General features: G+C 37.6%; 12 protein-coding genes, 1 tRNA gene and 1 pseudogene. 4 read left to right on the forward strand and 10 right to left on the reverse strand.

The genetic code is table 11. The features are described from left to right. Positions 1–676 precede the first annotated feature (676 nt). From ABD917_RS00840 to ABD917_RS00860, 5 genes and pseudogenes are all read right to left on the reverse strand, one after another. Positions 677–1,609, reverse strand: coding sequence for a prephenate/arogenate dehydrogenase family protein (locus tag ABD917_RS00840; protein ID WP_345118196.1), 933 nt, complete (start codon positions 1,607–1,609; stop codon positions 677–679). Between the two features lie 1,440 nt (positions 1,610–3,049). Then, complete coding sequence (gene holA / locus ABD917_RS00845; RefSeq protein ID WP_345118197.1) at positions 3,050–4,090, reverse strand: DNA polymerase III subunit delta; 1,041 nt, start codon at positions 4,088–4,090, stop codon at positions 3,050–3,052. A gap of 4 nt (positions 4,091–4,094) precedes the next feature. Continuing rightward, positions 4,095–4,889 carry an ABC transporter ATP-binding protein gene (locus ABD917_RS00850; protein WP_345118198.1) on the reverse strand — a complete coding sequence of 265 codons (795 nt, stop codon included), beginning with the start codon at positions 4,887–4,889 and terminating at the stop codon, positions 4,095–4,097. Next, positions 4,882–5,778, reverse strand: coding sequence for an ABC transporter permease (locus tag ABD917_RS00855; RefSeq protein ID WP_345118199.1), 897 nt, complete (start codon positions 5,776–5,778; stop codon positions 4,882–4,884). The genes ABD917_RS00850 and ABD917_RS00855 overlap by 8 nt, the downstream gene beginning before the upstream one ends. 64 nt (positions 5,779–5,842) lie before the next feature. After that, a pseudogene (locus ABD917_RS00860) lies at positions 5,843–6,821 on the reverse strand (ABC transporter substrate-binding protein). A 194-nt stretch (positions 6,822–7,015) separates the two neighbouring features. Between ABD917_RS00860 and ABD917_RS00865 the strand changes: the two are divergent. Further along, a tRNA-Gly gene (locus tag ABD917_RS00865) sits at positions 7,016–7,090 on the forward strand. 781 nt (positions 7,091–7,871) lie between these two features. Here ABD917_RS00865 and thiD read toward each other — a convergent pair. Beyond that, positions 7,872–8,735, reverse strand: coding sequence for a bifunctional hydroxymethylpyrimidine kinase/phosphomethylpyrimidine kinase (gene thiD / locus ABD917_RS00870; RefSeq protein WP_345118200.1), 864 nt, complete (start codon positions 8,733–8,735; stop codon positions 7,872–7,874). Positions 8,736–8,877: 142 nt separating this feature from the next. On the opposite strand from thiD, the gene ABD917_RS00875 reads away from it, so the two are divergent. The 3 genes from ABD917_RS00875 to ABD917_RS00885 all read left to right on the forward strand — a co-directional run bounded on the left by ABD917_RS00875 (position 8,878) and on the right by ABD917_RS00885 (position 12,466). Continuing rightward, positions 8,878–9,678 carry a lysophospholipid acyltransferase family protein gene (locus tag ABD917_RS00875; protein ID WP_345118201.1) on the forward strand — a complete coding sequence of 267 codons (801 nt, stop codon included), beginning with the start codon at positions 8,878–8,880 and terminating at the stop codon, positions 9,676–9,678. Positions 9,679–10,292: 614 nt separating this feature from the next. Further along, entirely contained in the window at positions 10,293–11,399 is a 1,107-nt protein-coding gene (locus tag ABD917_RS00880) for a D-alanyl-D-alanine carboxypeptidase family protein (RefSeq protein ID WP_345118202.1), read from the forward strand. Between the two features lie 5 nt (positions 11,400–11,404). Beyond that, the gene (locus ABD917_RS00885) at positions 11,405–12,466 is read left to right on the forward strand and encodes a CobW family GTP-binding protein (protein ID WP_345118203.1); all 1,062 of its coding nucleotides are present in this window, start codon (positions 11,405–11,407) and stop codon (positions 12,464–12,466) included. Positions 12,467–13,357: 891 nt separating this feature from the next. On the opposite strand, the gene ABD917_RS00890 is transcribed toward ABD917_RS00885, so the two are convergent. From ABD917_RS00890 to ABD917_RS00905, 4 genes are all read right to left on the reverse strand, one after another. Next, positions 13,358–14,107, reverse strand: a complete 750-nt coding sequence (locus ABD917_RS00890) for a L,D-transpeptidase family protein (protein ID WP_345118204.1) — start codon at positions 14,105–14,107, stop codon at positions 13,358–13,360. 36 nt (positions 14,108–14,143) lie between these two features. Beyond that, positions 14,144–15,100 (reverse strand): acetyl-CoA carboxylase carboxyltransferase subunit alpha, encoded by a 957-nt coding sequence (locus ABD917_RS00895; protein ID WP_345118205.1) that lies wholly within the window; start codon positions 15,098–15,100, stop codon positions 14,144–14,146. A 74-nt stretch (positions 15,101–15,174) separates the two neighbouring features. Next, the gene (locus ABD917_RS00900) at positions 15,175–16,110 is read right to left on the reverse strand and encodes a site-specific tyrosine recombinase XerD (RefSeq protein WP_345118206.1); all 936 of its coding nucleotides are present in this window, start codon (positions 16,108–16,110) and stop codon (positions 15,175–15,177) included. Beyond that, positions 16,100–16,273, reverse strand: a complete 174-nt coding sequence (locus ABD917_RS00905; RefSeq protein ID WP_345118207.1) for a hypothetical protein — start codon at positions 16,271–16,273, stop codon at positions 16,100–16,102. Before ABD917_RS00905 ends, ABD917_RS00900 begins: the two co-directional genes overlap by 11 nt. Between the last annotated feature and the right edge of the window lie 46 nt (positions 16,274–16,319).

The following is a 16,319-nucleotide window of genomic DNA, read 5'->3' on the forward strand; positions in this document are numbered from 1 at the left end:
GCTAAATATCAATATAGATAAAACATTGATATTACAAATAAAACAGATGATGCATTTCTATAAAACTACATTAAGCAACCTTTGATTCCGCAAACTTGAATACACTCTCAATAATCTTTTGTGATTTCAAAACACACCAACCACCGCTGAAAAACAATCTAAGCATAAATATACCACACGATATAATCCAGAAATAATCATTAAGCACAAAAAGCAAAATACTGCATTATACTAAACTTTCCTATCCGTTAAAGGAGAAGTTCTATATTCCGTAATTGCTTTGTACATTCCTATGCGCTAAATAACCATCTTGCCGCCATAACAGTTCTTGAACGTCTCTTTCCTACACGAATACATTGATTTATAAAGATAACATATGTTTTCCATGTTGAATGAGAACGCCTAGTACTATAGGATTTCCTCATTTCAACCTTGCTCATAAATCAGTCAATTTACCGCCTTTTCCCTTACGCGTCACAAAAAGAGTTAACATGTGGATAAACCATTCAAGTAAAGAAGTATAAAGACTTCTCATCGCCCATTGTCATGCAAAAGCCATCGCAACATCGGGAATTTGCAAACAAAATAATAACCGCTAATTATGCCTTGCAGATATCAAGAAAATGATAGCTATAGATCTCACATGATATCATTCAAATGAAAAAATCTCTTGTTTTTATTCACTTTCTTTAGAAAGACCATGGCGCCCAAAATCGGGAGCATCAATTTCCTGCCCCGCATCAATAATACTACGGCGCACAGCACGCGTGCGTGTAAAAAAGTTAAACAATGTCTCACCATCTCCCAAACGAATTGCCTGTTCTAAAGAAGTAAGTCCTTCACTAAAACGGCTCAACATTTCTAAAATAGCATCCTTATTATGTAAACAAATATCACGCCACATAACAGGATCAGAAGATGCCAAACGAGTAAAATCACGAAAACCTGAAGCAGAATAAGCAATCACTTCTGAATTAGTCACCTTTTCTAAATCACTTGCTGTTCCAACAGTATTATAAGCAATCAAATGCGGCAAATGAGAAACAATCGCCAACACAAGATCATGATGTTTAGGCTCCATTTTTTCAACGCGTGCACCACAAGCTTCCCAAAACGCTGTCAATTTCGCAACAGCCGTAGCATCACTTTCAGCAAAAGGTGTTAAAATACACCAGCGATTCATAAACAAATCAGCAAAACCAGCATCAGGTCCTGAATATTCTGTTCCGGCAATCGGATGGCCAGGAATAAAATGAACCGTTTTGGGCAATAAAGGTGCCATTTCCGCAATAACCAACGCTTTTGTAGAACCAACATCACTCACAATTGCCCCTAGTTTTAAATGATCAGCAATATTTTTTGCCACCTCAGCACTTGCTCCAACAGGAACAGAAACAATAACAAGATCTGCGTCTTCAACCGCTTCTGCATTATCAGTTGTATAAAAATCCCCAAGTTCCAATTCACGCGCTCTTTTCAATGTTTCTTGACGACGTGTCGCAATAGAAATCTGAGCTGCAAGATTCTTCTTTTTAATTACCCTTGCTAAAGAAGAACCGATCAGACCAATACCAATAAGAGCTATTTTTTCGAACCGAATATGGAACATCTTTCACCTTTAAAGACTTCGTGAAAATAGTCATAAAGCAACAATTTTTCTGCCTGTTTGTTCAAAAGTTATCTACCAAACATTTTTAAAACCACAACCCGACAAAAAACAAATAACAAGATCACGCGGCTACCTAATAATTCCCTGCGCAATCAACCAACAAATTACTTTTTACCTGGAAAACATACTTAAAAATAGTAAGGAGAACTGTACCATCAAGCCCTAAAATTTGTCAATTCTTGCTTATAAACATGTATCATGTGACACAAATAATCTCCTTTAAATTCTTGAGCCAAAACAACAACCACTCCATATAAAACAGCATCTTTTTATTTCAAACCGAATAGAAAGCATCTTTCACCTTAAAAAAACTCTGTAAAAACAGTCATAAAACCACAATTTGTCCGAAAATAGCCAAAAAATGTAAGAAGATCTCACTTCTTCGCACAATGGACCAAGCTTCAGCACCTCTTTTAACCGCAACAATCAATACAGATTCCTCAACTATTAAAATATACTCAATAAATCATGTAAAAAAATATCGCCATTTTAAAAGCATTCTTTCTCTTCTCCATACCGTAAAATCAAACAAATGCGGAGCAAAATTGACTCTACCAACAAAGAAGTTTTGCAAGTAATAACAGAACATTCTTGTTATGAGACAAACGCATAAATGAAATCAATATTCACCTCTCATCAAACCTATAAAAACAAACACTCTTTCTTCTCATAGATCTCTTATTTTCATCAAATAGATTATATGAATAATAGGTACAACAAATTGATTTATAGTGGTATTTTCGTCTTACAACTTAAATAAGACACCTAAATTTTGTAAGATTTTTTCACCTCAAAGCCTATTTTATGGTGAATCAATCAAAATCATTCACTTTCCCATCACAAGCAACGTTGGCAATGTAAATAAAAATCATTGAAAAAAGAAGGAAAATGCCTCTTACTAAAGACTCTCAAATGCCAAAAACTGTCGTAGCATTAAAAGCAGACAAATAAGATGCTGTGAGGTTGCTTCTTCATAAGCATAAAGATGATGTTAGCCTTTATACCATTCACAAACAGCGCTGTGAAATGGACTTAAAAGCATTAAAAGAATTTTATAAAAACAACCACTGTGATAATTGTCTTGCAGCCTTCTATCTCCCAGCATTCTATGCTTTGTGAGGAATATGCTCCCATTAGAGAGAGTAAAAAGCAAAAGCCTGCAACAATGTATAATTTCTATTATTAAATAGAAATAGATGGTAATAAGTTTGGAGTTTTATGCCTTGATATTCTCCTTAAATAAGGTTGTTTCCCGTTTCAGATATCCTTCTGATAAATACAAATCCTATCAAATCTCCTATGAGAGAAACCACTATCATTCAAAAATAAATAAGTCTTACGAGAAAAAGTTTTAAGCTTTCATAAATACAACTTAATATTTTAAGCAGCCATTTGGCGCCGTGCAACAATTGTAAGCCCCAGCAAGGCTTGACGAATGATAGCTTCACTCAAAAGTGGGTTTTTACGGCTCTCTAAAACAGCTGTTTGAATTTTTTCCATAGCATAAGAAATATGTTCTAATTTCCAATATCTTAAAGCTTGCTCGACGATTTTTTTCCGCTGAAAAAAAATTGGTGGTCGTGCCTGAGCAACCACAACAGAAGGAGATTTCCTTTCCACCTCCACTTGATAACGCAACAGCTGCAATTGTTGAAAATGCCTTTGTGCTGTACTTAAAATAAAAAAAACTGTTCCATGCTGCGTTACATGTTGGCTAAAATGCATCTCAAAATTTCTGATATCTCCCAATAAAAGAGCATCAACCACTTCATCGAGAGAAACAGCACTTACATTACTTACAACAGCTTTCACATCTTCAAGAGTTATATGTCTCTCTGAAGCATAAAGACAAAGCTTTTCTAATTCACTGCGAGAAACAAGACGATCGCCCCCCAAACTTTCATGCAACCACTTGCGTGCATCTAAAGAAAGGGTCTTCTTAAAATAACCTAAAACCTCATCCATCAGACCATCAAGAGAACGAGCATCATCAGCAAAACAGGGCAAAGCCATTGCCTTTGATGCCGTTTCAATGATATTGCGCAAGCCCGTTCCTTTTTTCAAATCCCCTGCTTCAATAAGAATAAAACTTTTTTCCGGTGGTTCCTCAATGAGGAGTTTCAAAGCTGTGAGAAAACCTTTTTGGTTAGCAGCATTAGAAATCCATATTAAACGATCACCGCCAAACAGCGATAAAGTACGTGCTTCATTTCCCAAACGAGCAGGATCTTTATCAATCTCAGCAGCCTCTAAACGAACCGTTGAAAATGGATCATCTATTGCGACCTGTGTAAGCTTAGCAAAGCGCTGTGCAGTTTCACAAACAAGACCGCGATCCGGTCCATAAATAAGAACAATAGGAAAAGCACGTGAAAGACGTGTTAAAAAATGACCAACTTCATGCGCTTTTTTCTGAGCCAAAATATTAATCCATTAACAGTTCATCATCATCAAGAGCTTCCCCGCGAACTTTTTGAAACATGCCAATTAAATCATTTACATTCAATCCCTTGCGCTCTTCTTGACAGACATCCAAAATCACTTTACCATCATGCAACATCAATGTACGATCTCCATGATCAAGCGCCTGACGCATAGAATGTGTCACCATAATAGTTGTTAATTTTTTCTCTTCAACGATTTTTTCGGTCAGTTGCATTACAAAATCAGCCATTCTAGGATCTAATGCTGAGGTATGTTCATCAAGCAATAAAACATCCGCATAGGCTAAAGTTGCCATCACAAGACAAACTGCTTGGCGTTGTCCTCCTGACAAACTATCCATAGGATTATGAATATATGCCTCAAGACCAATGCCTAATTGAGCAATTTCATTTCTAAAAAATTGCCGTTTTTCATGATTTAAGGCTGAACGCAAACTACGGCGACTCCCGCGAAGAGCAGCAAGAGCCAAATTTTCTTCAATTGTTAAAGAACCGCAGCTTCCCATTAATGAATCTTGAAAAACACAAGCAATCTTCCCTGCTCTCTCACTGACTGATTGCCTAGAAACATTTTGTCCATTGATAACCACTTTTCCTGTTGTGGGCAGAATTGCGCCAGCTAACACACTAAGCAAAGTTGATTTACCAGCCCCATTTGATCCAATAACCGTAACAAAACTACCCCGATCAATTTTGAGATTAATATCAATTAAAGCCTGTTTTTCTAATGGGGTTTGCGGTTTAAAAGTAACACTGACATGAGAAAACTCAATCATATTTACATCTCCCCCAATAGTGCGGTATAACAAGAGCAGCAACAACGAGTAGCGCAGTGATCAACTGGAGATCTGTCGATGTATCAATACCAATACCGTTTGCCTCAAAAGCAAATTGCACAGCAACTCGATAAAGGACAGATCCAATAATACAGCTTACAATAATCCAAAAAATATTGCGTGTACGAAAGAAAGTTGCCCCAATAATAACCGCCGCTAAACCAAAGACGATTGTACCAGCTCCACCAGTAATATCAGTAGCAATGGCAGTTTGGATATAAAGAGAACCTCCAAGCGCAACACAAGCATTGGAAAGTCCCATACCAAAATAAATCAACGCTGAGGTATGAACGCCTTGCGCAGTAGCCATCCGTGGATTAGCTCCCATTGCACGCATAGCAAGACCTATTTCACTTTCCAAAAAGCGCCAGATCAAGAATGCCACCAGCAGCAATACAGCACCAACGAAAAGAGGACGCACCAAGATATCAGGTAAACCAAATAGATTATAAAAAGGTGTTAAAGCCGTGTCAGAAAGCGCCAAATTAATATTAGAGCCTCCCATAATCCCCATAATACGAAGATTAACCGTATAGAGTGCTGACATTGTCAAAATAGAAGCCAAAAGGTTTAAAATGCCAAAACGCAAATTGAGCAAAGCTGTTACCAAACCTGCCACCATACCTGCAAAAAAAGCGCATGCCATAGCAACCCACGCATTGAAACCTAAAAGTATCAATACACCACAAACACAGGATCCAAGAAGAAACGAACCATCAACAGTTAAATCCGGAAAATCCAAGACGCGAAAGGAAAGATACACCCCTATAGCAACAAAAGCATAAATAAGGCCTAATTCCATAGCGCCAGAAAAGGCAAACACACTCATCCAAAGACTAACCCCATTAAAAATTAACGTATTTTTATCGTATTAATATGACATCAATGCAAGATTACTGAAGAATTTTCGTTGCGCGTTCTATCACTGTCTGTGGAATAACAATACCAACTTTTTGTGCTGCTTTCATATCAATTCTAATATCATTATTAGCCGCTTGTACAACATCAATATCCCTAGGTTTTTCACCCTTTAAAATACGCACAGCCAATTTTCCAGCCTCAACTCCTACATCATAGAAATTGACTCCCTGTGTCATAAAAGGACCACGCCCAATAGAATTAGCATCAACAGTAAAGAGAGGCGTATTTGTTTCCTGTGTAACTTGTACTGCACCTTCTAAAACAGAAAGAACCGTATTATCAGCAGGAACAAAAATGATATCCACTTTACCAGCTAAAGCCCGTGTTGCTGCTTGAATATCAGAAGGTTTAGGTGCCGATGAGGGAATGATTTCAATTCCCACTTTATTTGCTGCATCCTTTAATGCCTTTAACGTTGCAACAGAATTGGCTTCAGATGCGTTATAAAGAAAACCAATTTTTTTAAAATCTGGCTTTACTTCTTGCAAAAGTTTAATGCTCCCCTCCACATCTATACGATCAGAAGATCCGGTAACATTGCCACTAGGCTTAGTAAGTGAAGAGACTATTTTGGTTCCAATAGGATCAGAAATTGCAGCAAAAACGATGGGAATTGTTTTTGTTGCCGCAACCATTGTTTGTGCTGAAGGCGTAGTTATTGCTACAATAACATCGGGTTTATCACCAGCAAATTTACGTGCAATTTGTGTTGCTGTAGAAATATTGCCCTGTGCTGATAAAAAAGTCAGTTCAAAATTTTTACCCTGCTTATAACCATTTTCAGCCAAAGCATCCACAACGCCCTTGCGAACAGCATCCGCAGCAGGATGTGCCATAATTTGTGTTAATTGCAACTTTAATATGTTTAATGTGATCAGCCGCTTTTACAAAGCTATTCATGATAAAAACAGTTGCAATAACAACCCATAATATATTGACTCTTTTCAACATTTTACTCCGCCCCTCTTTTACTCCAGTGAAAGAGGGGCTAACTTATTGAAAAGTACTACCAAAATCAATCTTTATTTTTATTTTTGAAATATTTACAAAATAAATCAAACCGACATGTTATTTTTTTGTTGCAATTCGCTAAAGCCTACGCCATACAGGCAGCATCTGAAGCAGAAAATGTTTCGAATCGGTGAGCGGGTGTAGCTCAGGGGTAGAGCACAACCTTGCCAAGGTTGGGGTCGTGGGTTCGAATCCCATCGCCCGCTCCATTTTTGTATTGGTAGATTAATTCTTACGAGTTGTAGCTTGCCAGCAGGTTTTGTATATTTTGAACTAGGTTTTGTACCAATTTATTTTGTTTCACATGATTTTTAAGGAGTTCTCAAAGGGGCTTCAAAGGCCTTTCAAAGGTCATTTAAAACCCCTTTCATGAATCTTTTTTCATCTCTTAAAAATCACAATTGGTAATAATCCGTTCCTTTGCCGGAATCGCATTATTTGAGAAGCAGCATGAATAAAAAGATATCTCTTCTTTTAGCATAAACTGTGTGATAGCTTTTCGATTTTCTGAGACATTATTAAAAAACAAAAGAAATGTTTGAGAAACTGGATAAACATTATCCTATTGCTGTTCTGCGCCCAAAGTGCAAATATTGCGCTTTGATTTTATCAGAAATCATGACTGATTAAAGGAGTCTAACTTATCAGCGGATTTTGTAGCAATTTACTTTTTTCAAAGTTTTTTAAAGAATCTTCAATTATTTTCAAAGACCTTTCAAAACCTCCCCTCATTTTTACGCTCAAATTTCGATTTTTGTAGTTTTTCGTTCTTTTTAGCAATTTTAGGTATCAAAATCCAATGTGACGAAATTCTCACTTTAATGGAAAAAATTATTAAAAAACTAAGTTATAAAGAATTATACCTCTTCCCATAGAGTGAAAATCGCGTATTAAAGAGCACTTGTTTTTATACATTTTTATAGAACTATGGATAATATAACGACGAAACATACACAAAGCAGAGCAGAAAATTTGTTCACATCAATTATTTCATACATCTTTCCATAATTCATAGAAATGGTGCAAGGGGCCTCGTCCTTTTCCTACTTGCAAAGCCGTTGCCGCAGATAAAGCCCCATGCAAATAGTCTTTTGCTTGTCTAACTGCACAGAGCAAAGGTTGTGTTGGCAATAAAGCTGCAATTGCAGCAGAAATAGTACAACCCGTACCGTGATCATGAGTAGTCATAAGCCGTACAGCTTCAAGCATAACAAGCTCCTCACCATCACAATACAGATCTGGACTAGAACAATCATGATTGTCCATAGTTTTTTGGGCTAGGGTACTCAAATGTCCCCCCTTCAACAGTACAGCATTACAACCAAGTGCCAAAAGTTGTGGAGTATATTGGTACATAGCGTCTAACGACCATTGCACCCCACATCCCAACAATAGAGCTGCCTCCGGTAAATTGGGCGTGATCAAAGTTGCCATGGGAACAAGAATATCACGCATGATTTCAATGGTATCAGGCTGTAAAAGAACATCACCACTTTTTGCGACCATAACGGGATCAAAAACAATGAAGCGCGCTTTATGATAAGCAAGGCGCTCTGCAATAACCTCAGCAATCTGAGCATTCGCCACCATACCAATTTTAACAGCATCAACATGAATATCCTCAAAAACTGCATCAATTTGATCAGCAACAAAAGAAGCATCCAAGGCTTGAAAAGCACGCACGCCTTGCGTATTTTGCGCAACGACAGCTGTAACCACACTCATACCGTAAGTTTTCATGGCTGAAAAAACTTTTAAATCCGCGTGCATTCCAGCGCCACCCGAAGGATCACTCCCAGCAATAGATAAAATCCGTGGAATAAAAAGCTTATTTTGATTTTCTTGTCGTTCCATCAACCTTTTTTCCTTATGTTATTAAAGATCGGAAAATAGGTTTCCGAAAATAGCCTTTTGAAAAAATAGAAAGAAAGATGTTTTCTCGTATAAATTACGTTATATATCCAATCTTCTTATAAATATAAAATGGGAAAGTATAGTGCTCATCCTTCGTTCTCTTCTTTTTACCTTCGCTTTTTATACAACAACTTTTGTACAAATGATTCTTTATGCGCCTGTTTATTTTTTAATGCCACGCAAAAAAGCTTGGATTGTTCCAAAAACATGGGCGCGTGTTACTCTTTTTTTGCAAAAATACATCGCTGGTACAACCTATGAAATTGAAGGTTTAGAAAATCTCCCCAAAGGAGCCTATATCATCGCTCCAAAACATCAATCTGCATGGGAAACTTTTGGTCTTGTCCCTCACTTGGATGACCCTGCTCTTATTCTAAAACGTGAACTGACATGGATTCCACTTTTTGGCTGGTACATGGCAAAAACACAAATTATCCCCATTAACCGAACAACACCTATCAAAGCCCTAAAAACCATCCTACAAAAAGCCAAAGAAAAAGCAAAACAAGGGCGCCAAATCCTCATCTTTCCCGAAGGGACACGCCGACAGCCAGGCCAAGAACCAGATTACAAATCAGGAATTGTTGCTCTCTACAATGAACTCGAACTTCCAGTTGTTCCCATTGCCCACAATGCTGGTTTATATTGGCCACGAGGCAATTTTCGCCGTTATCCTGGAACAATTCGCGTTCGCATCCTTCCCTCCATAGAGGCTGGTTTAAGCAAACGTGATTTTCTAAACCAACTCGTTCAAAAAACAGAAAAAGCCTGTGATGAACTGCTTTTATTAGCAGCTGAAGACCCTAGTCCTCCTCCACTACCAGCTTGTGCTATTAAAAAGCTTCAAAAGCTCAAAGATTATAATCAAGATATTGATTTATAAAACAATAATCACTTTTTATATAAAGTTCAAAGTACCAAAGACAGGTGTATTTTCCATCTTACTCTCCTATAAGGAAACATCAAAAAATTTGCTTGCAGCTTATTTTAAGAGAAAGCAATTTCTGAACAAAAGATTGTAAATAAAAATTAAATACATTTACCATAAACTGTCTCAATACAAGAACCGTTGCAATATTGGAAGTTACTAAATAGAATATAACGACAGTCTGTACATCTATAAACATAAAAATGGTGGACTATATATTATATATTTACAAGCCGTATTAAAAGATGGGGTGGAGGATAAAATGAAAAATCTCTTTAAAGGAAATGCGTAAATAAACAGTACAATAGCATGCTCTTCTGCCATGAAGAACATGATCAACACAAGGTCAAGCATTGCGCAATGTCCATTATTGAAAAGATATTGCTGGGAAGCTGCAAACCATAAAGTTGAATACAAAGGGGAAAATAAAGAATGATAATATTTCTATCTCAGCAGAAAAACGCATACAGTATGAACCATCTGCCCTCTCTATCATAGACTTAAAAGCTTTTTGGACTCAATTAAAACAGTTCTCAATCATTGATAAGAAGATATTGGATTTAAACTTAATGCAACGACTCTTTACAAATCTTTTTTTGTCTTTCATTTTGAGCTTGACCAGCACTTTTGCTTTGTCTGCGCCCTTTATATCTGTTGATGTTACAACGGGTCGTATTTTAGCACACAATCAAGCTTTTGAGCGCTGGTATCCAGCCTCCTTAACAAAATTAATGACCGCTTATGTCATTTTCCGCGCCATGAGTACAGGGGAAATTTCGGCTAACAAACAGATTACTCTTAGCCAATATGCCGCAAAAGCTCCACCACACCGTTCAGGCTATAAAGCCGGTTCTGTCCTCACCCTTGATACAGCCTTAACCATTACTTTGACAACTTCGACCAATGACCTTGCTATCGCTATGAGTGAAGCGGTTGCCGGTTCACAAGAAGCTTTTGTACAAAAAATGAATGCTGAGGCCCAACGTTTAGGAATGATTGGTACGCATTTTGCCAATGCAAGTGGATTGCCAGACCAACAAAATTATTCCACAGCACGCGATATTGCTCTTTTAGCAATTCACATTCGTCGTGAATTTCCTCAATATGCCCATTATTTCTCTATTCCTGCTATTGATTTTGGAAACAAACGAAAAGTTCAATCCAATTCAAACAATCTCATTGGTCGTTTTAATGGCATAGATGGTATGAAAACAGGCTTTATTTGTGCCTCTGGTTTTAATCTTGTCGCCTCTGCCACCCGCAATAAACGCACAATTATTGCTGTCATTTTAGGAGCAAACAATGTAAGTGAAAGAGAAGAAAATGCCGCACAACTACTCGAAACAGGTTTTTTATATAAAGGAACACCCCAATTAACACTGGCAACATTAAAACCTTATGGTACAAACAGAACGCAAGTCAACGATATGAAACAGCAAATGTGCACTCCTGAAGCCATAAAGATGCATGCAAATTCTTATGACGATCAAGGAAAGGTTATTTTTACTTCACCTTTTATTACGGATCCCCCCCTCTTCATACTTCCTTTACAAGTACGACTCATTAGTGCACCACAGGAACCCACAATCGCAGTAAAATCTCTAAAAAAACTTTACATTCCGCATAAAAAACCAACAAACAGCTCTATAAAAAAGGCCGCAAACTACGGTCGATGATAAACATGAAAATAAAGCGCATTCCCCTCACGCTTATTACCGGCTTTTTAGGTTCTGGCAAAACAACTTTGCTCAACAAAATGCTACGCGATCCTCTTTTGGCTGATTGTGCTGTAATCATCAATGAATTCGGTGAAGTAAGTATTGATCATCTTCTCGTTGAAAAAACGACAGAAGGAATTATTGAACTTGCTAATGGCTGCTTATGCTGCAATTTACGCAGTGATCTTATCGATACATTAACTGATTTAGTGAATCGCGCTCAAACGGGCAATCTCAAGCAACTCAATCGTATCATCATTGAAACAACAGGGATAGCTGATCCAGCGCCTATTTTACAAGCTCTTTTAAGCCACCCATTGTTAATGCAAACATTATCGATTGAAACTGTTCTTGCAACATTTGATACCTTAAATACACTTTCCATACTCGAACGCTATCCTGAAATACACAAACAATTAGCACTTGCTGACAAAATTATTCTCACCAAAACAGACCTTACCAATCCTAAAGTGCTTTCAAATACACTGCTTAAGACACTCAAAACAATAAACCCTATGGCACAAATTATCGATGTCCACTCTGACCATTGCTATTCAAATGCATTAATAAGCAAAACATTATGGGATGAAAAAGCAGAAAATACACAACCCCAACAAAGACGCTCTTTTGCTTCCCATAATCATACACATCACTCAACTGTCCAAGCTTTTTCATTAGACTGTAAAGAACCTATAGATTATACTACTCTTCACAATTTTTTGGATCTCCTAAACGACTCTTATGGCGCAAAAATATTACGTATTAAAGCAATTATCGCCTTGCGTGATGACCCACACCGCCCACTTGTTTTACACGGTATACAGACATTTTTTCATCCACCAATAAGGCTTTCAGCATGGCCAAAGGGAACAACACAAACACAGTTTGTCATCATGGTCGATGATGTTGAAAAAGAAGCAATAGAAAAACTTTTCAATGCCTTTTTTAACAAGCCAGCAATAGATACCGCAGATAAAACCGCTATAATGGATAACCCTCTGATTATCCCAGGCATGAAATTCTAATCTTCACTCCCATTTTTTAAGAAAAAAAATCTTTAATGAACAACAGAAATACCTTTCAAAAAGGCTTTATTATATTACACCAAAAGCGCTAACATATTATTTGATCTCTTTTCTCATAAAAGTTGAAAATTCTTGCTCCTCACCAATCTATAATCAAATTGATTCCTCTTTTATGGAAACATGCTCCTCACGAAAAAGAGAGTGCCCAAAAACACCATTATGTTTCCAATTCACACAGTTTTTTCAAAGAACATTCCTCAAGACACCTAAACCCATTTCATAACAAAATCCATAGATGGTATAATAGTAAATCCATTGTACACCACCATCTTTACATGCATAAAGGTACAAGCTTGTAGCACCATATTATTTCAGCCCACAATGCTATACTATAATAACCCTTGCATTTGAGACGCGTTCATAACAAGAATTTTATTTCCTATCTTCAAATGTTTTATCCACACGCCAATCTCACTTGTGATCGTTGAGAAAATCATTGTGAGTGATTTAACATGAGAGAAATCTGAAATAAAAGAAGCTTACAGTATGAGAATCTCTCATCTAGGTTGCAAAACAATAAAATATGATAAATCAGCCTCTTTATCTTGAATAAATTCTACCTGTCAATCACTTATGTGATTCACTTTATAGAGTTAGCGGAAAATCCTTGCCCAAATATTCCGCTTAAACCATATAGTTTTTCATTTAGTTTATGCAAAAAAACTCATCCATGACATGGTATTTTTAATATACGTGAACACACCTCATATCACCGTACTGAAAAACACTATTTTACAGCATGAGTAATACACAAAATAAAGTATCCCAAAAGAAGTAAAGAGTTCTTTTTACTTCTATGGGAAAGATCTCCATTTTACGAGAAAATGATAGTCAGGGCGTTAGAGCGCTCGAAGTTTTATTAAGACCACGATTAAAAACGTAACGTTTTTCATAAACCTCAATTGTTGGGGGTATACGATTTTCTTCAAAAAGATCATACCCTTCCTTCAGCATAACCCAAAACTGATAATGAGGATCAGATTTATGGCGATCCATATTAGCATCGGTCATACGGAAAGGAAAAGCCTGCAACTGAAATTCTCTTTGTCCACCTCTAAAAGCATCACGTGCAAAAGCATAAATCTGTGCCATATTCTTATCACTCATGGAATAACAACCAGCGGAAAAACAAGAACCATGTACCATAAGATTACTTCCTGTTCGTCCATGGGCTTGATCATAGAGGTTAGGAAATCCTATATTAAAAGAAAGATAATATTTCGAATAAGGATTCATTTGGTTTGCACTAATGGTGTAAAAACCCTCCGGTGTTTGAAGATCCCCTTCTTTATATTTAGGTCCAAGTTGACCAGACCACTTGCAAATGCCATAACGCGCCATCAGCACAAAAGGCCCTGAACGGGATTGCTTCCAAATTTCGGCAATATTTTCTTGCTTAAAAAACCGCATCATAATTGGCGCATAAGGATCAATATCATATAAAACCATTCTATTTTGAATTTCTTGGGGAAGAGGCTGTTCAACTTTAGAGCGAATAGAAGCTGGCAATCTCCCCTCACATGCTGTCAGTATCCCCATTGCAAACAACACACACATTGCGATGAATCTGTTGCATATCATCGAATAAAACTCCAATCCATCCCTTATAAAAACGACTTATGTTAAAGATCGACCAATCTGAAGATATTTTTCCCAACGCTCTTGTTTAAGAGTTTCGCCATCTTTTCCAGCCATATCCTTTAAAGCCTCTGCAATAACTTCGCCTGTTTCATCAATCACAATCTCTTTACCTCGATGTGCTCCTCCTAAAGGCTCAGGAACAATGCCATCAATAATTTTAAACCGATATAAATCTTGAGCAGTAATACGCATATTCATTGCAGCATCTTTTGCACGAGCTGGATCGCGCCATAAAATAGAAGCTGCTCCTTCTGGAGAAATAACAGAATAAATCGCATGTTCTAACATATAAACTTTGTTAGCAGCAGCAATTGCTATCGCTCCCCCTGAACCACCTTCTCCAATAACGACCGAAACAACTGGAACTTTTAGACGCAACGTTGCTGCTGTTGATTGAGCAATTGCTTCTGCTTGACCGCGTTCTTCAGCGCTCACCCCAGGATAAGCGCCTGCGGTATCAACAAAAGTAAGAAGTGGCAAACCAAAACGGTCAGCCATTTCCATAATACGTACGGCTTTACGATAACCTTCCGGACGAGCGGAACCAAAATTATAGCGCAAACGTGTTTGCGTATCATGACCTTTCTCTTGACCTATGTAAGCAACAGCTTCTCCCCTAAAGCGTGCAAATCCGGCTTGGATAGCTTCATCTTCAGCAAATTTTCGATCTCCTGCCAAAGGTGTCACATCACTTAGCAAACGCGCAGAATAATCCATAAAATGGGGACGATCAGGATGGCGAGCCACTTGTGTTTTTTGCCATGGCGATAATTTGTTATAAATATCGCGTAATGCTGTTTGAGAACGCACTTCAAGGCGTGCAATCTCATCACTCATATCAAGGCTGCCCTCTTCTTGAGAAATCTGTTTTAATTCAAGAATTTTCCCATCAAGATCAGCAACTGGTTTTTCAAAATCAAGATAATTATACATTGGTACTCAACTTATTTGGTGTCACTTATAATCCGTTTTATAAAGTATTTTTCAAAAACATTACTTTTTCTTTACTAAGCCTTCTTCTCATCGGCAAGAGGATGATGTTCATTAACGAGACGATAAAGCCCTGCTTCCAATACATGGGTATAAATCTGGGTGGTCGCAATATCAGAATGACCTAACAAATGTTGAACAGCACGCAAATCAGCACCATTTTGCAAGAGATGACTAGCAAAAGCATGGCGTAATACATGGGGAGAAAAGCCGTCACTTTTTATTCCTGCTCTTGTAGCGAGACTTTTCAACTCTCGTGCCACAACTTGTCGAGCAATATAGCCTGTCTGAGAATGAGCCGGAAAAAGATAAGGGCTTTTTGCATCCTTTCCCTGATCACGCAACTTCAACCACTGCAAAAGAACTTGATATGCTTTTTTTGATAACAGCACCATTCGTTCTTTTTTGCCCTTACCACGAACTAAAATACTATATCCCTGCCCTCGAACAGCCTGTACTGGAAGACTGACCAGTTCACTAATACGTAGCCCTGTTGCATAAAGCATTTCAATCAATAACTGAAGACGCAATGCACGCAAATAATCTTTTGACCCCTCATCTGCTTGGACAACTTCTACTTGCGCCCAATCAAGCAATTTCGTTACCATATCTTCACTGATGATTTTTGGCAAAGGACGTCCCTGACGAGGTGCATCAATATTATGGGAAGGATCATCTTCTCTCAATCCTTCAGCATAAAGAAACTGATAAAATTGACGCAAAGTCGATAAACGACGCGCCTGTGAAGACGCTGCACAACCAAGAGTGTGCATAAGCGATAAAAGGCCAATTAAATCTTCTTTTTGTGCAGAAAAAAGTGACACAGATTGTGACAACAATACACCTTCAGCCCACTGTAAATCATGTTTATAAGCAGCAAGTGTATGGTCACAAGCACCTCGTTCAGCACTCATCATTTCAAGAAAACGATCTATCATAGTATCACTTTTCATTTCCTTGATCCACTTTTGAAGAAAGATTCAATGAATCCAAAGGGACATCAACATACATATCTACAGTTACTGGCTTAACAAAAATGACAAGAGCAATCATGATACTAAAAAGGATAACAAAGGAAATAAAAAGAATCATTAAAAATCTGGTCAATGTTGGCATAAGGCAATAAACTCTCTCCAGAACTATTTCACACTTGAATTATGCC

The sequence above is a fragment of the Bartonella pachyuromydis genome (genome assembly GCF_039543065.1).
GTDB lineage: Bacteria > Pseudomonadota > Alphaproteobacteria > Rhizobiales > Rhizobiaceae > Bartonella > Bartonella pachyuromydis.